Below are 21,167 nucleotides of genomic sequence, written 5' to 3'. Positions count from 1 at the left end.
CTTGCTTTTTCAAATATTGTATTCTTAATATTTTCCGTATCAATAAACCTATGGGGACGTCTATGTCTTTCTCCCGTCGCCGCTTCCTGCGGCACTCGGCCCTAGCTACGACGACGCTGATCGCAGCGCCGGCTGTCTTCCGCTCCGGTGCGTTCGGCGCTGAAAACCCGATTGTCGTCGGCAGCCTGCACGACCAGTCCGGTCCGATCGCGGCCTCCGGCACGCCCATGGTCTACGCGCTGCAACTTGCCGTGGATGAGATCAACGCCGGCGGCGGACTTCTCGGCCGTCCGCTGAAGGTCATCCACTATGACACCCAGTCCAACATCCAGATGTATTCGCAGTTCGCTCAGCAGCTCGCGGTGAAGGACAAGGTCGACGTCGTTCACGGCGGCATCACCTCGGCCTCGCGCGAGGCGGTGCGTCCAACCTTCGATCGCTTCAAGGTGCTGTACTTCTACAACGTGCTTTACGAAGGCGGCGTCTGCGATCGCAATACTTTCTGCACCGGCACCACGCCCGCGCAGACCGTGGAGAAGCTGGTGCCGAGCGCGATGAAGAAGGCAGGCAAGAAGGCCTACATCATCGCCGCCGATTACAATTACGGTCAGATCACCGCGAAGTGGATGACGAAATACGTCAAGGACAATGGCGGCGAGGTGCTGTCGACCGACTTCTTCCCGCTCGACGTCACCAATTTTGGCACGACCATCTCGAAGATCCAGGCGGCGAAGCCCGACCTTATTCTTTCGGCGCTCGTTGGCGGCAATCATACCGCCTTCTACCGTCAGTGGACCGCGGCCGGCATGAAGGGAAAGATTCCGATCGCGTCGACGACCTTCGGCCTCGTCAACGAACCGAGCACGCTGGATGCCGCGGAGAGCGACGCCATTCTCGGCGCATACGGCTATTTCGAGGAGCTGACCACGCCGGCTTCGAAGAGCTTTGTCGAGAAGATCAAGAAGGCGCATCCGGACTCGCCCTACATCAGTGAGCTCGCCGCCTGCACCTACGAGGGCGTCATGCTCTGGGCCGCGGGCGTCAAGAAAGCTGCCAGCATTGACCGCATGAAAGTGGTTGCAGCGCTGGAAGACTCCATCGCGTTCGACGGGCCGAGCGGCAAGGTCTCGCTCGACAAGGCGACGCATCACACGACCCGCAACGCGTTCCTTGCGGAAGTGAAGGACCGCAAATGGTCGGTGCTGGAGAGCTACTCCGACGTCAAGCCGGCCGATACGGCCAGTGTGTGCGATCTCGTCAAGAATCCGGCCGATACCAAGCAGTACATCATCAATCTCTGACGTAGACCGGGCTCCGCCTACGGGCGGGGCCCACTGCATCGACGGCCTGAGAGAATCTGAAGAATGGCGATCTACCTAATCGTCGCGCTGGACGTCCTGAACGGAATAGCGTCGCTGTTTCTGTTGTGCCTCGGACTTGCGATCATCTTCGGCATGATGAAGATCATCAATCTCGCCCATGGCGAGTTCATCATGCTCGGCGCCTACGCGACTGTCATATCGGCCAATGCCGGCGTCAATATCTGGATCGCGATGCTGGTCGTCGCGCCGCTTTTCGTCGGTATCGTCGGGCTGGTCATCGAGCGCTGCCTCATCCGCTTTCTCTACGGGCGTCTGGTGGATTCGATGCTGGCGACCTGGGGGTTGAGCCTCCTGATCATCGGCATCGTCACAACGATCTACGGCAATACCCAACAAGGCGTTCCGACGCCACTCGGCGGCTTCTCGATCGGCTCCTATCAGTCGAGCTACTATACGCTGTTCCTGGCCGGCATGGCCATCGTGACGATGGCGCTGGTCTACGGCGTTATGAGCTACACGCGCCTCGGCCTGATCGCCCGCGCCACGATGCAGAATCCGGCGATGGCTGCCACGCTCGGCGTAAATCCGGCGCGAGTCTATATGAGCACGTTCGCGGTGGGCGCCGCGGTCACCGGTCTCGCCGGTGGCCTGCTGGCGCCGGTTTCCGGCATCACGCCCGGCATGGGCGGTGCCTACGTCGCGAAAGCCTTCATGACTGTCGTCGGCGGCGGCGCCGCCATCCTGTCGGGCACGATGTCGGCAGCGAGCCTGTTCGGCGCCGTCAATCAGGTCGGCGCTTATTTCACGACGCCGGTCTACGGCGAGGTTCTCGTGTTCACGGCGGCGATCGTCTTGATCCGGCTCCTTCCGCAAGGCATCTCGGGCCGCTTCTTCAAGGGGAATTTGTAATGCCGATCCGCTTTCGCCTCGCGGCTCAGGCGGTTGCCGTCGTTCTCGCGATCGTTGCGATCGCGCTGATTCCCAGCACGATCGAGCTGTTCGCGATGATGCAGCTGACGCTGTTTGCCGCGATGGCGGTGCTGGCGCTCAGCCTTGCTTTTATCTGGGGCTTTGGCGGAATTCTATCGTTCGGCCAGACCGCTTTCTTCGGCCTCGGCGGCTATGCCTACGCGATCGCCGCGGTCAATTTCCAGGACTCGACGCCGTCGATCCTGCTCGCCATCGTCGTTCCGTCGGTGTTCGCCGCGATCCTCGGCTATTTCATCTTCTTCGGCCGCATCTCCGACGTCTATCTCGGCGTGATCACACTGACCGTGACGCTGATCCTGTTCAATTGCGTCAACTCGACCTCCGGCGACGAGTACAGGATCGGCAAGGCGCTGCTCGGCGGCTTCAACGGCATGCCGGCGGTGCCGACTTTCAACGTGCCGTTCTATCCGGACCAGGTGCTGTCGCCGGAACAATCCTGGTGGGTGACGGGCGGGGCATTGCTTGGGGTCTTCCTGCTGCTGCGCCTTCTGCTGTCTCTCCCGGCCGGCCGCATCGTGGTGGCCGTGCGCGAGAACGAGGTTCGTGCATCGTTGCTCGGCTATGACCCGCGCAAGGTCAAGCTGCTCACCTTCATTCTGAGCGGTGCGATTGCCGGACTCGCCGGCGCGCTCTACGTCAACTGGGGCGCGTTTGTCGGACCGACCATCTTCAGCCTGTCGCTGTCGGCCGAGATCATCATCTGGATCACGGTAGGCGGGCTCGGCACCTTGCTCGGGCCTGTCGTCGGCTGTGTTCTGATCGAATACATCGTCGCTTATATCGGTTCGCAGCAAGCCATGAATTCGAACCTCGTGCTCGGCGCCGTGTTGATCGTGTTCGTGCTGCTGCTGCCCAAGGGCCTGGTGCCGACGGCGCGCGATCTTCTGATGCGGCTTGTGCCCGCGCCAGGACCGAAGGCGCAGCTTGCAGAGGAGCGTGTGCCGCCATCGGCGGCGGCGTCGCACATGGCAGGAGCGGAATGACCATGGCGGACCTTGTCCCTCTGCTCAAGGCCGAGCACCTCACCATGCGTTTTGGTGGCGTGGTCGCCAATGATGACATCACCTTCACGTTGGAGGAGATGGAGCTGCGTTGCCTGATTGGCCCGAACGGCGCCGGCAAGAGCACCTTCTTCAAGACTCTGACCGGACAGCTCGTTCCGACTTCGGGCGCGATTGCGTTCCGTGGGCATCCGATCGCCGGCAAGCTGCCGCACGAGATCGCCCGCATGGGGATCGGTATCAAGACACAGGTGCCCAATGTCTTTAACGGTCTCTCGGTTCGAGAGAACATCTGGCTTGCCGTCCGTCGCAAGGCGACGCCGCGCGCCCAAGGGCCCGCGGTCGATGCCGTACTGGAGATGATACGACTGACCGATCATGCCGACCGCATCGCTGCGACGCTGTCGCATGGCCAGCGTCAGTGGGTGGAGATCGGCATGGTGCTTGCGGCCGAGCCGGAATTGATCCTGCTCGATGAACCTGCCGCCGGCATGACCGACGAAGAGACCGGCCACACTGCCGCAATCATTCGCGAGATCAATCAGACGCGGGCAATCATCGTTGTCGAGCACGACATGGAGTTCATCAGGCAGATCGCCAAGAAGGTGACGGTGTTTCATCAAGGGCGTGTGCTGGTCGAAGACACCGTGGACAAGGTTATGGCGGATCAGCGCGTGCGCGACGTCTATCTCGGCAAGAAGGTGGCGGCATGAGCCCGCTCCTCGAGGTCAAGGACTTGCGATCCGGGTACGGCCGTATTCCGATCCTGTTCGGCATCGACATGACGGTGCGGGACGGCGAGTATCTCGGTATTCTCGGCCACAATGGCATGGGCAAGACCACGACCTTGCGTGCGCTGATGGGGCATCTGCCGACGACCGGCGGCTCGGTCGTCTTCGCCGGCAAGACAATCACCCATCTCAAGCCGCACGAGCGTTCCCGGCTTGGAATCGGACTTGTGCCACAGGGCAGGGAGATCTTTCCAGACCTGAGCGTCCACGAGAACCTTCGGATGGGCCTCGCGGCGGCTCCGAAGGAGGACCGCTCGGTGATCGATACCGTGCTGCAAGACTTTCCGCGCCTGGTGCGGCTGCTCGACCGGCGCGGCGGCGCCCTGTCGGGCGGTGAGCAGCAATTGCTGGCGTTGGCACGCTGCCTGTGCACGAAGCCCCGGCTGATCCTTCTGGACGAACCGACCGAGGGCATCCAGCCATCGATCATCGAAGAGATTATCGAGACCCTGCTCGCGCTGAAGAAGCGCTGGAACATGTCGCTGATCGTGGTCGAGCAGAATCTCGAATTCATCACGTCGCTGTCTGACCGTGTCCTCAATATCCAGAAGGGACGCATCACAGAAGAGCTCGACCGGGAAAGCCTTTTGGCACGGGACGCCGCCATGCATCCAACCTAGGTTCAAATTCCGACGCGGTTACGCCGCGCCGTCGCGATCGCTGATTTCTGTTGCCACCAGCTTGTCCTCACAAGAAAGGATGACTCATGTCCATCAAACGCCCGAATGCCGAAGACGTCGCCGAGCTCGCTGCGAGCCTGCACATGAACATGTCGGTCGAGGAGGCCGGAGAATATCTGTCACTGATGGGTGGAATGTTCGACGCCTATGACGTCGTCGACGAGCTGCCTAACCCGCTGCCGCCGGTCAAATATCCGCGCACGCCGGGCGCCAAGCCGATGCCGAAGGACAACAAGTACAACGCCTGGGCGATCAAGACCGAGGTCAAGGGCGCGTCGAGCGGCAAGCTCGCTGGCCGAACCGTCGTGCTGAAGGACAACGTCGCGCTGGCCGGCGTCCCCATGATGAACGGTTCGACGACATTGGAAGGCTTCATTCCCGTCGCCGACGCGACCATCGTCACCCGCATTCTCGACGCCGGCGGCACCATCGTCGGCAAGGCCGTATGTGAGCATTTCTGCCTGTCGGGCGGCAGCCATACCTCCCATCCTGCACCGGTCCACAACCCACTCAAGATGGGTTATTCGGCGGGCGGTTCGTCCTCGGGAAGCGCTGCACTGGTTGCGGCCGGCGAGGTCGACATGTCGATCGGCGGCGACCAGGGCGGCTCGATCCGCATCCCCGCGTCCTATTGCGGCATTTACGGTATGAAGGCGACGCACGGACTCGTGCCCTATACGGGCGTGATGCCGATCGAGTCCACCATCGACCACACTGGTCCGATGACGGCCAACGTCGCCGACAATGCGCTGCTGCTGGAGGTGCTCGCCGGGCCCGACGGATTTGACCCGCGCCAGTATGCGCCGAAAGTCACGAGCTACACGGAAATGCTCCGCAAGGGCGTCAAGGGCATGAAGATCGGTATCCTCAAGGAGGGCTTCGCCGTGTCGAACATGCAGGAGGGCGTCGTCGAGAAGGTCAAGGCGGGCGCAGAACGATTCGCCAAGCTCGGCGCGAGCGTGTCGGAGGTTTCGATACCGGAGCATTTGCACGCGCTCGCCGCCTGGAACCCGATCACGCTGGAAGGTTTCCTGGTCCAGATGATGATCGGCAACGGCATGGGCTTCAATTGGAAGGGGCTCTATGACGTCGGTCTGCTCGACGCCCATTCCAGCTGGCGCAACCGCGCCGACGATCTGTCGGAGACGCTCAAGCTCACCATGCTGGTCGGGCAGTGGGGCGTCAGCCATTATCGCGGCCGCTATTACGCCAAGTCGCGCAACATCGCGATCGCCGCCAAGGCTGCCTATGACGCCGTGTTCGGATCCTACGATCTGTTGCTGATGCCGACCCTGCCGTGTGTTGCGACACCGATTCCGGCCAAGGGCGCGCCGCTCGCCGAGATCGTCCAGCGCGCCTTCGAGATGACGGCCACGACCAGTCCGTTCGATGTCACCGGCCATCCGGCGATGAGCATCCCCTGCGGCCTTTCGGATGGCCTGCCGGTCGGCTTGATGCTGATTGCGAAGGATTACGACGAGGCAACCATCTATCAGGCGGCGAGCGCGTTTGAAGCCGATGGCGACTGGAAGAAATTCTGATGATCACGATCACTGCCGTCATCAGGGCAAAGTCCGGACATGACGTCGTGATGCGCGATGCGCTTGTCGCCGTCGCGACGCATGTCGCCGCCAACGAGCCGGAGACGATCGGTTTCTTTATCTCGCAGAGCGAGGAAGACCCGTGCGTTTTCACGACCTATGAACGCTTCGCCGACAAGGCCGCGATGGATCGCCACAACGGCTCGGCCGTCGTCGCGACCTTCTTCGGGATCGCCAAGCCCATCCTGGATGGCGAGGTCATACTTGTGACGTCGAAGGAGGTGTCGGCGACGGTCCGGTAGGCGAGCGCCAGGTCAATTGCGGGCGAACATCGTGAACGTTACGGCTTCACGGCATCATCGGCAGTTACAACGACGCGGACTAGGCGCGCCGTCTCCACCACATCGAGCATCGTGGCGGGATCGAATTGCTGTTCGTGCCCGTCCGACGTCGGTCGCAAGCGGTTCCGCCTCACCACCGATCGCGGAACCGACTGCGCATCTGCTGGCCGGCGTGGGAGGAGAGGGCTGGCTGGAAGGTGATGCGAATAATGAACCGTTGCGCGATCTGTTTTGTGGCCCGATCACCAATGTGAGCGGAGGCACGGTTGAATTGGACCAGACACGGGAGCTCGGAATAATGCCTGATCTTTCATGTATCGAGTATTATCGCAGCATCTAGGCTTGCGGAGGAACTGTTGGCTTCTCACCACGTCCCATCCCCAGGCGGCTTCGAGCGGCCCGACGTCTTCGCCGTCAGCAGAAAAAGCTGGGCGTTCGTAGGGAGGGGCGTCCACGATCTCGGCATGCAGGTCCGCACAAAGGCTGGCGAGGCTGACGAACTTGTTCTGAAACACGAAGTACTAAACGTGTGCAATTTCGGCTAGTTTGGAGTGCACATGTTTCGGGTTGATCCTATTGAGGATATAAGGTTAAATAATTGAAATCAAAAGACTATCTCTTTTCCGTGGCGCCCATGATGGATTGGACCGACCGGCATTGTCGGGTGTTCCATCGTCATCTGACGCGGCGGGCGCTGCTCTATACGGAGATGCTGACGACGGGCGCCATTCTCCACGGCGACCGGGAGCGGCTGCTTGGCTTCGACGCGACGGAGCATCCGGTCGCGCTGCAGCTCGGCGGCTCGGATCCACGCGATCTCGCTGAGGCCTCGCGGATCGGCGAGGCCTGTGGCTATGACGAGATCAATCTCAATGTCGGCTGCCCCTCCGATCGTGTGAAGGATGGCCGCTTCGGCGCTTGTCTCATGGCGGAGCCTGATCTCGTGGCGAGGTGCGTCGAGGCGATGAAACGTACGGTTGCCGTGCCCGTCACCGTGAAGTGCCGCATTGGCATCGACGACCAGGATCCGGAAGTCGCGCTCGATACGCTTGCGCGCGCGGTGGTCGCCTCCGGCTGCGACGCGCTGATCGTCCATGCACGGAAAGCGTGGCTCAACGGCCTGTCGCCGAAGGAGAACCGCGACATCCCGCCGCTGGACTACGATCGCGTGTATCGCCTCAAGCGCACGATGCCCGGGGTTCCTGTCATCATCAACGGTGGTATCCCGGGCATCGACGAGGCCAAAGCGCATCTCGAGCATGTCGACGGCGTGATGCTCGGCCGCGCCGCCTATCAGGAGCCATGGCGTCTTCTCTCCGTGGATCAAGACATCTTCGGCGAGGCGGCACCGCATGCGAGCATGCAAGACGCGCTCGAGGCGATGATGCCCTATATCGAGCAACAGCTCGCCCGCGGCACGCGGCTGCACTCCGTGACGCGCCATTTCGTCGGCGCATTCCACGCCGTGCCGGGCGCGCGCGCCTTTCGCCGCCATCTTGCCGAGCAGGGGGTGAAGCCGGGCGCCGGCCTCGAGGTGCTTCGCGATGCGATCTCGCGTGTCGGTGCGCGTGCGCCGGCTGAGGCCGCGGCCTAGCCGCAATCACGTGAAGAGTCGGATAGAAATCCGGCTCTTCGCGATCCGTCTCAGCGGAACAGGTCGAAGTGATAGTTCACTCCGACGCGGAAGCTGTGGAATTTGGCGGCGTTCCAGTCCGGCAAATCGTCGTGCTTGAACGCGGTGTAGAGATACTCGGCCTTGGCCGACCATTTCGGCAGGAACGCCCATTCGACGCCGCCGCCCGCGGTCCAGCCCATCTTCATCTTGTTGATCGGGCCGTCCTTCAATTCACCGGTGGCAAGACCCGCGGTCCCGAACAACAACAGGCGTGAATCCATCGTCGCAATGCCGGCGCGGGCGCGGCCGGTCATGTACCAGGGCAGGCTGACCGCGGCGCTGTTGAGCGCGTCGTGGTTCTTGATGTCTCCGCCCTCGAAGTCGTTCTCGATGCCGACCACAAACATCGGCGAGAACTGGTAGTTGTAGCCGATCTGCACGCCGCCCACGGCGCCCTTGACCTTGCCGCCGCTGGTGCCGACGAGATTGTTGAAGGCGTCGTCGCCGCTCTCGGCATAGCCGGCGTTGAGGCCCGCATAGAGACCTGTCCAGGAATAGACCGGCTGCGGCGCAGTGTAGGAGGCGGATGGCGCTGCATAGCGCGGTGACAGGTCCGCAGCGCAGGCGCTGCCTGCGGCGAACGCCGTCGCAAACGGCAGGGCGCAGATCGTGCGGCGTAAGGCGGCTCTCGCAATCATATTTCTCGATCTCCCACTCGGCCGCATCCTCAAGGGAGCAGCACTCATCCAACCCTGATCCGGGAATACGCCCGTTATAAACCGACTAGACGGTTTGTAAATAGCGCGAATGCCACACTTGCTTGCTTTCGCAGCGCACTGCCCGATGCCTGGAGGCAGGATCGAGTCCTCGTGACGGATTAGTCGACCGCGATGCGCGAGCGGCGGCGGCTGCCTTGGAGTTCCGGATAGCCTGTGAGCATCAGCTTGTCGGCGCGCACGCCCCAGCTCTCGAGGCGGTCGAGAAAGCTCATGCCGAGCAGATTGGTCTTCATCTGCCCGCGCTGCACGACAAGGGCCGGCACGGATTTCTCGACGAGATGGCCGACGGAGAGACGGTCGAGCGTCAGGCGGGCCGCCTTGGTGTGGCCGCCCGCCGTTTCGAGATCGACGTCGTATTCGAGCATCTCGAGCGGCAGTCCGATCGCTTTCGCGGTCTCCCAGGTCAGCACCACGGAGGTCGCACCGGTGTCGATCACCATCGGTGCGGCGACGCCGTTGATTTTCGCACGCAGCGCGAACTCGCCGCCTTGGCCGCGCTGGATCTGCACGGCTGGGGCCGGGGAAGCGATTTGCGCGCGAAACAGGTGCGAGACCTTGTTGCTCGCGCGCGCGATCTGATCGGGATCGCCATAGGCGACGACGGCACCTGCCGTGCAGGCGAGCATGATGAGAACGAGCAGGAAGCGGATCATCGAACGCCTCCGAAGTCACGCAGGTCGGTCAGGCGCGCTTCGGCAATCCCACGATCGGCGCAAGTCCGGCGTCCGTCATGCGCGCCGGCAACAGCGCCATGAGCGCCAGCCGTTCCGCGCTTTCCATGGCGTGCCAGCGCGCGATCTCCGGCAAGGTCCGGCCGCAACCGAAGCACAGCCTGGTCTTGGGATCGATCATGCAGACGGCGACGCACGGCGTTTCTTTGCTCATTTGGACATAGTGAAGGATCGTCGGGCATGTCTGCAAGCATGTGTTTAAGAGCCCGTACCTGCGCTCATGATCGGCCGATGGCGCGGCCGTCGCTTCTCGTCGGCTACCGCGGAACTCTCCGGCTGGAGCGGTGGAGAATCATCCGACATCGGCGCCAGCGCGCTCATCACGCGCTCCGGCGGGAAGGTGACGATCACTTCGGTGCCGATGCGCAGCTTCGATTTCAGCGTGAACGTGCCGCCATGCAGGTCGATCAGGTTCTTTGCGATCGGCAGACCCAGGCCTGCGCCCTGTTCGGCCGATTTGATCGAGTTGGAGCCCTGGCCGAACGAGGCGAGCACGACCGGGATTTCATCCTCGGGGATGCCGGAGCCGGAATCCTTCACCGACAGATATTGTCCGCCTGAGGCGGTCCAGCCGGCCTTGAGCCAGATCTCGCCGCCCTGCGGGGTGAACTTGATCGAGTTGGAGAGGAGGTTGAGCACGACCTGTCGGATCGCGCGCTCGTCGGCCCAGAGCCGCGGCATGGCCTGCTCGAACACCTCGTGGATGGTGATGCCGCGGCTCGATGCGCGCAGCTTCATCAAATGATGGCAGTCAGCGACGATGCCGACCAGCGACACCGCTTCCTCGTTGAGTTCGTAACGGCCGGCCTCGATCCTTGAAAGATCGAGGATCTCGTTGATGAGGTTGAGCAGGTGCACGCCGGAATTGTGGATGTCCGCCGAGTACTCCTTGTAGACCGGCACTGCATGTGCGCCAAAAATCTCGCTTTTCATCACCTCGGAGAAACCGAGGATCGCGTTCAGCGGCGTGCGCAACTCGTGGCTCATCTGCGCGAGGAAGCGCGATTTGGCGACGTTGGCGGATTCGGCACGGTGACGCGCTTCGTCCGAGATCGCCTTGGCCTGTTCGAGTTCGCCGATCAATGCGTCCTTCTCGGCGCGCGCCTCGAGCGTGGCGAAGGTCGAGGAATGCAGGCGGTGCGCCAGCAGCACGAAATAGCCTTCAGCCGCGAGCGCGAGCGCCGCCAGGATGTAATTGTCCAGCGAACCGGTCATCAGGAAGCTGAGGGCCATCGCGACCGCCACCGGCGCAGTGGCGGCGAGGGCCGCGATCGGAAGATTGGCGGCCAGCATGCTCGATACCGCGATCACCAGCAGCATCAGGAACATCATCAGCGTTTCCGTGACCATGTCGAGCACGGGATGGATCAGGATGGCCATCCAGCACAGGCCATAGAGCAGGTCGAGCACGACGAAGCGCGTCCGCCATGCGCGCGTTGCCGCGGGCGAGGCGGGCTCGGCCAGAAAGCGGTGGCAGCTGCGGATCATCGCGGCGTGGATGCAGAGCATGCCGGCGGTCCAGGCCGCGGCCGGGATCGGCTGCATCCACAGCCCGAACAGCACGCCGGTGGCAACCACCAGCAGCATCACGACGTAGGAGGCCGACAGCCGCGTCTGGGCGTATTGGCGCAGCATATCGGCGTCGAAGGCCGGCCGGGTTCCGCTGGTCGACGTTAACTTGTCGCGGGCCTCGCGCACCCGTTGCGCCGCAGCCCTTCGGCTGCTCGCCGATGGAGCGCTTATCGGCTCGGCCGGAAGCTGCACTACCTCAGGCTTTTCAGCGGGGTTACTCATCAAGCAACACGATTCCTGCCCACGCCGGACGCGGGCCTTCTGCATTGTCTATCTCTGGCAAGAAATCCTTAAGAGGTGACTTAAGGAGCTAAAGAATTACGTTAACCCGGCGTTAATTTGGGGCCGGCCAGCGCCGTTCAATGCAGCGCCGCGTGCTGCGCGATGTACACCACGGCTCCCGCCAGATAGCCGGCGAGCGCGGGAACGGCGATGCGGCGGGCGTACCAGAGGAACTCGATGCGCTCGAGTCCCATGGCGGCGACGCCGGCGGCCGAGCCGATGATCAGGATCGAACCACCGGTGCCGGCGCAATAGGCGATGAACTCCCAGATGAAGCTGTCGGGCGGATAATGCGCGAGGTCGTACATGCCCATGGTCGCGGCGACCAGTGGCACGTTGTCGATGATAGCGCTGAGCAGGCCGAGCACGATGACGATGATGTCCTGGCGGCCGAGCGTGGCGTCGAGCCATTTGGCCAGCATGGACAGCAGGCCGGCATGCTCGAGGCAGGCGACCGCGAGCAGGATGCCGACGAAGAACACGACCGAGCTCATGTCGATCCGTGCCAGCGCGTGCACGAGCGTGAGGGGCTGGCGCACATGCTCCTCCTTGTGCCGGTGCACGATCTCGCCGACCAGCCAGAGCACGCCGAGCCCGAACAGGATACCCATGAACGGCGCCAGATGCGTGACCGCCTTGAACGCCGGCACCGCGATCAGCGTGCCGAGCCCGAGATAGAACATCAAATTGCGCTCGAACCGATCGACGGCGAGCAGTCCGGTGTCCTTCGTCGGCGGCGCGATGGTCTTGCCCCTGAGCGAAAAACTGACGAACACGAGCGGCACGAGCAGGTTGAGAAGCGAGGGCAGGAATACCGCGCCCATGATCTTCACCGGCGAGATCTGCCCGCCGATCCACAGCATGGTCGTGGTGACGTCGCCGATCACGGTCCACGCGCCGCCCGCATTGGCGGCGATGACGATGAGGGAGGCGAACAGCAGGCGGTCGTCGCGGCGGGCGATCAGCTTCTGGATCAGCGAGATCATGACGATGGTGGTCGTCAGATTGTCCAGGATCGCGCTCAGGAAGAACGTCACGAAGCCGATCAGCCAGATCAGCGCCACCTGGCTGGTGGTGCGAATCAGCGAGGTGATGACCTCGAAACCGTCATGGGCGTCGATCACCTCGACGATGGTCATGGCGCCGATCAGGAAGAACACGATCTGCGCGGTGGAGCCGACGGACTCGTCGAGTTGGCGGCCGACCAGGGCGTGGTCGCCGGTCGCGATCGCGTAGACACTCCAGAGCAGGCCCGCACCGAGCAGTGCGGACGCGCTCTTGTTGACCCCGATCGGGTGCTCGAGCGCGATCGCCGCATAGGCGAGGACGAAAATGGCGGCGATCGCGATCAACAAGGCAGGGCCAAATCGTCAGGGGTCAGCGATTAAGGCGCGCGAGCAGGCTCGACGTATCCCAGCGCTTGCCGCCCATCTTTTCGACCTCGGCGTAGAACTGGTCGACCAGCGCGGTCACCGGCAGATTGGCGCCGTTGCGACGGGCTTCGGCCAGCGAGATCGAGAGATCCTTGCGCATCCATTCGACGGCGAAGCCGAAATCGTACTTGTCCTCGTTCATGGTCTTGTAGCGGTTCTCCATCTGCCAGGACTGCGCGGCGCCCTTTGAGATGGTTTCGATCACGGCCGCGACGTCGAGGCCACTCCTCTTGGCGAAGTGAATACCCTCGGACAGGCCCTGCACGAGGCCGGCGATGCAGATCTGGTTGACCATCTTGGTCAGCTGGCCGGAGCCCGCGGGTCCGAGCAATTTGCACATCCGCGCATAGGCGCCTGTGATGATCGGCTCGGCGCCGGCATAGGCGTCCTGCGCACCGCCGCACATCACCGTCAGCACGCCGTTCTCGGCGCCGGCCTGGCCGCCGGAGACCGGGGCGTCTATGAACTTGAAGCCGGCCTTGGCCGCGGCTGCATCGAGTTCGCGAGCGACCTCGGCGGACGCGGTGGTGTGGTCGACGAAGGTCGCACCCTTCTTCATGCCGGCGAACGCACCGTCGGCGCCGATCGTGACGGCGCGCAGATCGTTGTCGTTGCCGACGCAGCACATCACGAAATCCTGGCCCTCGGCGGCGGCCTTCGGGGTCGCCGCGGTCTTGCCGCCGAACTTGTCCGCCCATTCCTTCGCCTTGGCCGCGGTGCGGTTGTAGACGGTGACCTCATGGCCCCCTTTTTTCACGAGGTGTCCGGCCATGGGGAAGCCCATCACGCCGAGACCGAGGAAAGCGACTTTAGCCATGTGTGGTACCTTGTCCGTAGTTTGGGTTTTACGGTTTTGGCCGGGCGAGAGGCGCCAGGCGGTATCTTTTGGGGTTCCGCCACGGGGCGGATCGGGCGCACCATAAACGCTTGAGCCCGGAGGGCAACGGCTTCGTTGAAGGGCCCCCTGTGCTAGGATGACGGACCCAAGGACTTCAAAAAAGGGAGCGAAAGCATGGGCAAGGGTTTGGGCGGCGTGAGCGTCGGCGTGCTCGATCATTTCAACATCCGGACCCGGAATCTGGCCGAGACCGTCCGCTTCTACGAGGACGTGCTGGGGCTGGAAAAAGGCGCCCGGCCGAATTTCGCCTTCCCGGGCGCCTGGATGTACAGCGAGGGCAAGCCGGTGGTGCACCTCGTCGATATTTCGCCGACCGCCGAGCCACAAAAGCCGGATTCCGGCGTTGTCCACCATGTCGCCTTCGTCAGCCGCGGCTTCGACGGGATGAAGCAGCGTCTGGCCTCCAAGGGCATGAAGTTCGACTCGCGCCAGGTGCCCGGCGGCGACCTCTGGCAGATCTTCGTCCACGACCCCAACGGGGTCATGATCGAGCTCAACTATGAGGCAGCCCGGGAGCAGGGCGGGGCGCCCGCCGAGATGGCTGACGATATCGGCAGGCAGTAGCCTTTTGGCCGTTTCCGCTCTAATGGGGCATCCTAAAGCCTTGAGCATGATCTGGTCGGAAAACCGCTCCACACTTTTCCGGATCATGCTCTGTTCAGGAGATGCGCTTTGAGCGTGACGCAGCAACAGGTTCTCGACAGCCTCGCCAGGATCAAGTCGCCCCGCGGGGTCGCGCTCGCCAACGCCAATGTGCTGAGCGCGATCAGCGCCGCCGACGGCAAGGTGTTCTTCTCGATCAATGTCGATGCCGCCGAGGCGCGGGCCTGGGAATCGGTCCGGGCCGAAGCCGAGGCCGCGGTGCGCGCCATTCCCGGCGTCACCACCGTGATGGTGGCGCTGACCGCCGAGCGTAAGGTCGGCGCCGCGCCACTACCGCCGCCAACGCCAAGCCGGGGCACGCCGGGCGTGCAGCCGGTCCATGCCCACAAACCGCCGCAGGGCGGCGGGTCGCCGATGGCGCGCCAGTCCGAGATTCCGGGCGTCGCCGCGGTCATCGCGGTCGCCTCGGGCAAGGGTGGCGTCGGCAAGTCGACCACCGCGCTCAATCTGGCGCTGGGCCTGCGCGACCTCGGCCTCAAGGTCGGGCTGCTCGATGCCGACATCTACGGCCCGTCGGTGCCGCGGCTGACCGGCCTGCACGCCAAGCCGGAGCTGAACGCCGAGCGCAAGATGATTCCGCTCCGCCGTTTCGGCCTCGCCATCATGTCGATCGGCTTCCTGGTGGAGGAAGAGACCGCGATGATCTGGCGCGGTCCGATGGTGATGTCGGCGGTGACGCAGATGCTGCGCGACGTCGAATGGGGCCAGCTCGATGTGCTGGTGGTGGACATGCCGCCGGGCACCGGCGATGCCCAGCTCACGCTGGCGCAGAACGTGCCCCTGAAGGGCGCCGTGATCGTCTCGACCCCGCAGGACCTGTCCCTGATCGATGCAAGGCGGGGGCTTGCCATGTTCAAGAAGGTCAACGTCCCCGTGCTCGGCATCGTCGAGAACATGAGCTACTTCCAGTGCCCGCATTGCGGCACGAAATCGGATATTTTCGGCCATGGCGGCGCGCACCACGAGGCCGAAAAGCTTGGGGTACCTTTCCTCGGCGAGATCCCCCTGCATATGGCGATTCGCGCCACCTCGGATGCCGGCACCCCCGTCGTCGACAGCGAGCCGGACGGTCCCCATGCGGCGATCTATCGCGCCATTGCGGGACAGGTCCGGGACCAGCTCAAGGGCGTCATCGCCGCGGCCTGAGCCGGCGGCTCCGGCCATCCGTTGGAGACATGCGACTTTCGTAGAGCCCCGTCATGCCAATGTCGCGTTTCGAAAGCGGGGCGTCCGTGTTAAAGGCCCACCGCAGTCAAGCCCCTTCGGTTCGACGCGGCCCAAACGCGTCGCCGGAATGAGCGGCGGCAAAGAGGAAGTTAGGGGAACGCCCCAACAAGGAGAGACCTGAAGATGAAGCGTCGTGATTTCCTGAAAGTGTCGGCAGCAGGCGCGGCGGCGACCGCCGCGGTGGCCTCGCCGGCGATCGCGCAGTCCTCGCCCGAGGTGAAGTGGCGCCTGACGTCGAGCTTCCCGAAGTCGCTCGACACGATCTATGGCGGCGCCGAGCAATTGGCGAAGTACGTCGCCGAGATGACCGACAACAAGTTCCAGATCCAGGTCTTCCAGGCGGGTGAAATCGTTCCCGGTTTGCAGGCGCTGGATGCGACGCAGAAGGGCACGGTCGAGATGTGCCACACCGTGTCATACTACTACGTCGGCAAGGACCCGACGTTCGCGATCTTCGCGTCGGTGCCCTTCGGCCTCAACGCGCGTCAGCAGAATTCCTGGCTTTATCAGGGCGGCGGCAACGAGCTCGCCAACGAGTTCTTCAAGAAATCGAACGTCGTCGGCTTCCCCTGCGGCAACACCGGCACCCAGATGGGCGGCTGGTTTCGCAAGGAGATCAAGACCGTTGCCGATCTCTCCGGCCTCAAGATGCGCATCGGCGGCATTGCCGGCCAGGTCCTCCAGAAGGTCGGCGTGGTGCCGCAGCAGCTCGCGGGCGGCGACATTTATCCCTCGCTCGAGAAGGGCACCATCGACGCCGCCGAATGGGTCGGCCCCTACGATGACGAGAAGCTCGGCTTCGCCAAGGTCGCCAAGTACTACTATTATCCCGGTTTCTGGGAGGGCGGTCCGACCGTCCACGCCTTCGCCAACATCGACAAGTGGAACGAGCTGCCGAAGAACTACCAGGCGATTCTCACCAACGCGACCGTCAACACCAACACCTGGATGGCCGCGCGCTACGACATGGTGAACCCCGCGGCGCTCAAGCGTCTGGTGGCTGGCGGCACCCAGCTTCGTCCCTTCACCAACGAAGTGCTCGAAGCCTGCCTCAAGGCGACCAACGAATTGTGGGGCGAGATCTCGGCCAAGAACCCCGACTTCAAGAAGTCGATCGACGCCATGCAGGCCTACCGCTCCGACGAGTATCTGTGGTGGCAGGTCGCCGAATACACCTACGACAGCTTCATGATCCGCTCGCGCACCCGCGGCTGATCGCCTTTAGACGAAAGTCGAGAATGGCAAAGCCCGACCTCCTCAGGAGGCCGGGCTTTTTCTTTGCCGCAGTGCGATCACGATGGAAATCGGCAACGCAATGTTCCATGCTGGACCCCAGGCCTCGACAAGAAGGCCCAAATCGCAATCCATCAGGGTAGGACATCATGAAAAGAAGAGACTTCATTAAAGTCACGGGACTTGGTGCGGCTGGCGCCGCGACGTTTGCCGCGCCGGCAATCGCGCAGTCGATGCCGGAGATCAAATGGCGCATGCCGACGAGCTGGCCGAAATCGCTCGACACGCTCTATGGCGGTGCCGAGATGATGGCCAAGATGGTGGCGGAAGCGACCGACAACAAATTTCAAATTCAGACCTTCGCCGGCGGTGAAATCGTGCCGGGCCTCCAGGTGCTCGATGCCGTGCAGAACGGCACCTGCGAAATCGGTCACACCGCGTCCTATTATTATTTCGGCAAGGATCCGACTTTTACTTTCGGCTCGGCCGTGCCGTTCGGACCGAACATGCGCATCAATCAGGCCTGGTACATGTTGGGAGGCGGCAGGGAAATCCTCAACGAGTTCTACAAGAAGTACAACGTCGTCTCGCTGCTCGCCGGCAACACCGGCTGTCAGATGGGCGGCTGGTTTCGCAAGGAAGTCAAAGTACCTCAGGACTTCAACGGCCTGAAGTTTCGCATCGGCGGCTTTGCGGGGCGCGTGCTGCAGAAGCTCGGCGCGGTGCCGCAGCAGATCGCCGGCGGCGACATCTACCCGGCGCTCGAGAAGGGCACCATCGACGCTGCCGAATGGGTCGGACCGTACGACGACGAGAAGCTCGGTTTCGTCAAGGTGGCGCCGCAGTACTACTTCCCGGGCTGGTGGGAAGGCGGGCCGATGCTGCTCGCGTTCGTCAACCAGGACAAATGGAATGCTCTGCCAAAGCACTATCAGAGCGTCCTCGAGCAGGCGGGGCACTTTGCCAACAACTGGATGATGGCGAAGTACGATCAGTCCAACCCGCCCGCGCTGCGCCGCTTGCTCGCCGCCGGCGCCAAGCTGCATCCGTTCTCGCCCGAGATCATGCAGGCCTGCTTCAAGGCGGCAAAGGAGTTGCACACCGAGGTCTCGTCGACCAACGCGGACTTCAAGAAGGTGTATGATTCGCTGACGTCCTTCTCGAACAACGGCTACCAGTGGTTCCAGGTCGCCGAGGTCGGCTACGACAATTTCATGGCGCGCAACTCGCAGAGCTGATCGCCTCACATCGCACATGCAAGGCCCCGGAGCGAAAGCCCGGGGCCTTTGATTTTGCGGCCGCGCTCGGGCGCTCACAAAAAAATCTGGAAAACAACCCCATGCACAGTAGACGGGGGTGAGGGCACCAGGCGTCGTGAGGGCTGCTAACGGCTTGATGCGTCGGGGATAGTCGGCGGAAAGGCATGATCGACGCGCAATCGTGGTCAACTCCGCATTTTGGGGCCGGATCAAGCGCACGAAATCCGTCGTGGTCGGAAACCGGCCGAGCGAAGGGTTTCGCCTTCGGCGGACATGCCGTTCTTCCATCCCGCGAGTAAAGAAGCCGTTTGACTCGTCGGGCAAAACAGTGGCAAATAGCGATAATCGCATAATCCGAAATTCTTGTCCTTTGCGTGGGTCCCGGGGGGGCGATGAGCTTCGACCCTGACGAAGCAAGACCCTCCATTCCTCGAGCGCGGTTCTGCTTACACAAAGCTGACAGGAACAGGTCGACCGGGCCGACTGGTGCTTTTTCGCTGGCCGAGGCGGCCGGAATGGTGGAAGAGATCCGACAAGCGGCGCGAGCCGCGCGGCGAGACCCGCAAAATCCGGCGGACATGCGATGCGGCTTCTGATCGTCGAAGACAATGCCGAGCTGTCGCGGCTCGTTGCCGGCGGGCTGGCGGCGGCCGGCTACGAGAGCGACATCGTCGGCAGCGCGGCCGAAGCGCGCGAGGCGGTGAGCAGCGTCAGCTATGCGGCGATGATCCTCGACCTCGGCCTTCCCGACGGCGACGGCCTGTCGGTGCTGCGCGAGCTGCGCCGGCAGATGGAGCCGCTGCCGGTGCTGGTGCTGACTGCGCGCGGCGGCCTGCAGGACCGCGTCAACGGCCTGCGCAGCGGTGCCGACGACTATCTCGCAAAGCCGTTTGCGATGGAGGAACTGGTGGCGCGGCTGGAGGCGATCCTGCGCCGGCCGGGCCAGCTGCTCGGCCGCTCGCTCAGTCTCGCCAACCTCGTCTACGACACCGAAAGCCGCCAGATCTTCGTCGACGACCAGCCGCGGATCATCTCCGCGCGCGAGACCTCGGTGCTCGAGATCCTGCTGCGCCGGCAGGGGCGGGTGGTACCGAAGAAGAACGTCGAGGACCACATCTTCGGGCTCGAAGGCGAGGTCGCCTCCAACGCGGTTGAGGTCTACGTCTCGCGGCTGCGCAAGCAGCTCACCGAGCACGGCGCCAAGGTCGTGATCCACACCATCCGCGGCGTCGGCTATCTCATGGCCGAGGAGAAATAGCGTGGTCCAGATCGGATCCCTCGCCGGATTCCGCGCCATGATCTCTGCCAGATCGCCGACGTTCAAATCGCTTATCTGGCGCATCGTGTTCCTGCACATCGTGGCGGTTGCGGTGGTCGCGATCTTCCTGCCGCTGCTGCTGTTCTGGCTGCTCAATTCGGAGATCGACCAGCTGCACCGTGATGCAATGCGCGCGCAGGCCGAGGTGCTGGCCGAGCGCATCGTCGCCCAGCCGGACGGCCTGCTGACGTTCAATCTCCCGGACAGCCTCAGGGGGCTCTATTCCGAAGCCTATGGCCGCTACCAGTACGACATTCGCGATGCCGAGGGTCATTTGCTGTTCTCCTCGCGCCGCAAGGCCGGCGCCGCGCCGCCGCGTCTGTCGGATACGATCTCCGGCGCCGGCGTCACCCGGACCATCGACGGCAAGACCGTGCGCATCCGGGTTGCCGAGGACCTCGCGCATCGCGACGTCATCATCGACGACATCGTCTCGAATTTCTTCAGGCGCGTCGGGTGGACCACCATTCCGATCCTGCTGATCCTGCTCGCCACCGACATCATCATCTTCCGCCGCGCGGTCGCCCCGCTGTGGAAGGCCTCCGAGGAGGCCAGCAATATCGGCCCGTCGCGAACCCACGTTCGCCTGCCGACCGAGCAGATCCCGCGCGAGATCATGCCGCTGGTCACTGCCGTCAACCAGGCGCTCGACCGCCTCGAGGACGGCTTTCGGGTGCAGCGGCAGTTCACGGCGGACGCCGCGCATCAGTTGCGCACGCCGCTCGCGATCCTGCGCACGCGGATCGAGACGCTCGGCGACGGCGCGGCAAGAGAGGCGCTGCATGCCGACATCGAAGCCATGAGCCGCATCGTCGCCCAGCTGCTGGAGATCGCCGAGCTCGACACGCTGGTGCTCGATCCCGGCGAGACCGCCGACCTGCGCGCGGTCTGCACCGAGGTGGTCGGTTCGATCGCGCCGTTTGCGATCGCGCAGCACAAGGACATCGCACTGAGGGGCACCGACGCGCCGGTGCTGATCCACGGCAATTCCGTGATGCTCCAGCGCGCGATCTTCAACCTCGCGGAAAACGCCATCAAGTTCACGGCAAAGGAGACCTCCGTCGACGTCGAGGTGTGCGAAGACGGTGCTGTGCGCGTGCGCGATTGCGGCCCCGGGATCGCGGAGGCCGAGCGCGATCTGATCTTCCAGCGTTTCTGGCGCGCCGACCGCCAGCGCAGCGACGGCGCGGGCCTAGGGCTCTCGATCGTGCGCGGCGTGGCGGACGATCACGCGGCGACGGTTACAGTGGAGAATCTTCCCGGCGGCGGCGCGGAGTTCACGCTGCGGTTCAGGCTGGCGGAGGCAGCAAAGGTCGCTGGAAAGGACTGGCGCAGCACTGACGCTGCACCCTCTCCCCTTGTGGGGGTAGGGCTATCGCATATGAAGAAAGGCGTGGCGGGCAGCTTGCCTGCGGCCCATCCTTCGAGACGCCCGCCTACGGCGGGCCCTCAGGATGAGGTCGCGTTTTGCGGTGAGATATCAGACCCTCA

19 protein-coding genes and 1 pseudogene are annotated in these 21,167 nt (G+C 63.4%); 14 read left to right on the top strand and 6 right to left on the bottom strand.

Features of this window, described 5'->3' with window-relative positions; all coding sequences use genetic code 11:
- The first annotated feature begins 62 nt into the window (after positions 1–62).
- The 8 genes from NR187_RS07770 to dusA all read left to right on the top strand — a co-directional run bounded on the left by NR187_RS07770 (position 63) and on the right by dusA (position 8,260).
- Positions 63–1,301 carry an ABC transporter substrate-binding protein gene (locus NR187_RS07770; RefSeq protein WP_211383268.1) on the top strand — a complete coding sequence of 413 codons (1,239 nt, stop codon included), beginning with the start codon at positions 63–65 and terminating at the stop codon, positions 1,299–1,301.
- Positions 1,302–1,364: 63 nt separating this feature from the next.
- Positions 1,365–2,231, top strand: coding sequence for a branched-chain amino acid ABC transporter permease (locus NR187_RS07765; protein WP_211383269.1), 867 nt, complete (start codon positions 1,365–1,367; stop codon positions 2,229–2,231).
- Positions 2,231–3,295: a branched-chain amino acid ABC transporter permease gene (locus NR187_RS07760; protein WP_211383270.1), complete on the top strand. Its 1,065-nt coding sequence runs from the start codon at positions 2,231–2,233 to the stop codon at positions 3,293–3,295. Before NR187_RS07765 ends, NR187_RS07760 begins: the two co-directional genes overlap by 1 nt.
- 2 nt (positions 3,296–3,297) lie before the next feature.
- Positions 3,298–4,026: an ATP-binding cassette domain-containing protein gene (locus NR187_RS07755; RefSeq protein ID WP_211383271.1), complete on the top strand. Its 729-nt coding sequence runs from the start codon at positions 3,298–3,300 to the stop codon at positions 4,024–4,026.
- The gene (locus NR187_RS07750) at positions 4,023–4,724 is read left to right on the top strand and encodes an ABC transporter ATP-binding protein (protein ID WP_211383272.1); all 702 of its coding nucleotides are present in this window, start codon (positions 4,023–4,025) and stop codon (positions 4,722–4,724) included. The genes NR187_RS07755 and NR187_RS07750 overlap by 4 nt, the downstream gene beginning before the upstream one ends.
- A gap of 86 nt (positions 4,725–4,810) precedes the next feature.
- The gene (locus NR187_RS07745) at positions 4,811–6,325 is read left to right on the top strand and encodes an amidase (RefSeq protein ID WP_211383273.1); all 1,515 of its coding nucleotides are present in this window, start codon (positions 4,811–4,813) and stop codon (positions 6,323–6,325) included.
- Entirely contained in the window at positions 6,325–6,627 is a 303-nt protein-coding gene (locus tag NR187_RS07740) for a putative quinol monooxygenase (RefSeq protein WP_211383274.1), read from the top strand. The genes NR187_RS07745 and NR187_RS07740 overlap by 1 nt, the downstream gene beginning before the upstream one ends.
- 637 nt (positions 6,628–7,264) lie before the next feature.
- A complete protein-coding gene (gene dusA / locus NR187_RS07735; protein ID WP_211383275.1) occupies positions 7,265–8,260 on the top strand; it encodes a tRNA dihydrouridine(20/20a) synthase DusA in 996 nt (331 codons plus the stop codon).
- A 50-nt stretch (positions 8,261–8,310) separates the two neighbouring features.
- Here the strand turns inward: dusA and NR187_RS07730 are convergent, their stop codons facing one another.
- From NR187_RS07730 to NR187_RS07705, 6 genes are all read right to left on the bottom strand, one after another.
- On the bottom strand, positions 8,311–8,979 hold the full coding sequence (locus tag NR187_RS07730) for an outer membrane protein (protein ID WP_211383276.1): 669 nt from the start codon (positions 8,977–8,979) through the stop codon (positions 8,311–8,313).
- A gap of 179 nt (positions 8,980–9,158) precedes the next feature.
- Positions 9,159–9,713 carry a TIGR02281 family clan AA aspartic protease gene (locus tag NR187_RS07725; RefSeq protein ID WP_211383277.1) on the bottom strand — a complete coding sequence of 185 codons (555 nt, stop codon included), beginning with the start codon at positions 9,711–9,713 and terminating at the stop codon, positions 9,159–9,161.
- Positions 9,714–9,741: 28 nt separating this feature from the next.
- Positions 9,742–9,945, bottom strand: a complete 204-nt coding sequence (locus NR187_RS07720; RefSeq protein ID WP_211383278.1) for a DUF1289 domain-containing protein — start codon at positions 9,943–9,945, stop codon at positions 9,742–9,744.
- A gap of 44 nt (positions 9,946–9,989) precedes the next feature.
- Positions 9,990–11,585 (bottom strand): HAMP domain-containing sensor histidine kinase, encoded by a 1,596-nt coding sequence (locus tag NR187_RS07715; RefSeq protein ID WP_211383279.1) that lies wholly within the window; start codon positions 11,583–11,585, stop codon positions 9,990–9,992.
- Positions 11,586–11,722: 137 nt separating this feature from the next.
- Positions 11,723–13,000: a sodium:proton antiporter NhaD gene (nhaD, locus tag NR187_RS07710; RefSeq protein WP_211383280.1), complete on the bottom strand. Its 1,278-nt coding sequence runs from the start codon at positions 12,998–13,000 to the stop codon at positions 11,723–11,725.
- Between the two features lie 22 nt (positions 13,001–13,022).
- The gene (locus NR187_RS07705; protein ID WP_211383281.1) at positions 13,023–13,895 is read right to left on the bottom strand and encodes an NAD(P)-dependent oxidoreductase; all 873 of its coding nucleotides are present in this window, start codon (positions 13,893–13,895) and stop codon (positions 13,023–13,025) included.
- A 195-nt stretch (positions 13,896–14,090) separates the two neighbouring features.
- Between NR187_RS07705 and NR187_RS07700 the strand changes: the two genes are divergently transcribed.
- From NR187_RS07700 to NR187_RS07675, 6 genes and pseudogenes are all read left to right on the top strand, one after another.
- The gene (locus tag NR187_RS07700) at positions 14,091–14,540 is read left to right on the top strand and encodes a VOC family protein (protein ID WP_249128962.1); all 450 of its coding nucleotides are present in this window, start codon (positions 14,091–14,093) and stop codon (positions 14,538–14,540) included.
- Positions 14,541–14,648: 108 nt separating this feature from the next.
- Positions 14,649–15,785: an Mrp/NBP35 family ATP-binding protein gene (locus NR187_RS07695; RefSeq protein ID WP_211383282.1), complete on the top strand. Its 1,137-nt coding sequence runs from the start codon at positions 14,649–14,651 to the stop codon at positions 15,783–15,785.
- A gap of 204 nt (positions 15,786–15,989) precedes the next feature.
- Positions 15,990–17,081 carry a TRAP transporter substrate-binding protein gene (locus NR187_RS07690; protein WP_256806223.1) on the top strand — a complete coding sequence of 364 codons (1,092 nt, stop codon included), beginning with the start codon at positions 15,990–15,992 and terminating at the stop codon, positions 17,079–17,081.
- A 167-nt stretch (positions 17,082–17,248) separates the two neighbouring features.
- On the top strand, positions 17,249–18,337 hold the full coding sequence (locus NR187_RS07685; RefSeq protein ID WP_211383284.1) for a TRAP transporter substrate-binding protein: 1,089 nt from the start codon (positions 17,249–17,251) through the stop codon (positions 18,335–18,337).
- Between the two features lie 604 nt (positions 18,338–18,941).
- Positions 18,942–19,616 carry a response regulator transcription factor gene (locus NR187_RS07680; protein ID WP_211383285.1) on the top strand — a complete coding sequence of 225 codons (675 nt, stop codon included), beginning with the start codon at positions 18,942–18,944 and terminating at the stop codon, positions 19,614–19,616.
- A 37-nt stretch (positions 19,617–19,653) separates the two neighbouring features.
- Positions 19,654–20,994, top strand: a pseudogene (locus tag NR187_RS07675) (sensor histidine kinase); the annotation flags it as partial.
- Between the last annotated feature and the right edge of the window lie 173 nt (positions 20,995–21,167).

Origin of the sequence: Bradyrhizobium sp. Bra64, assembly GCF_024519875.1 — a bacterium.
Lineage (GTDB): Bacteria > Pseudomonadota > Alphaproteobacteria > Rhizobiales > Xanthobacteraceae > Bradyrhizobium > Bradyrhizobium japonicum_G.
This window is presented reverse-complemented; position numbering and strand designations above follow the sequence as displayed.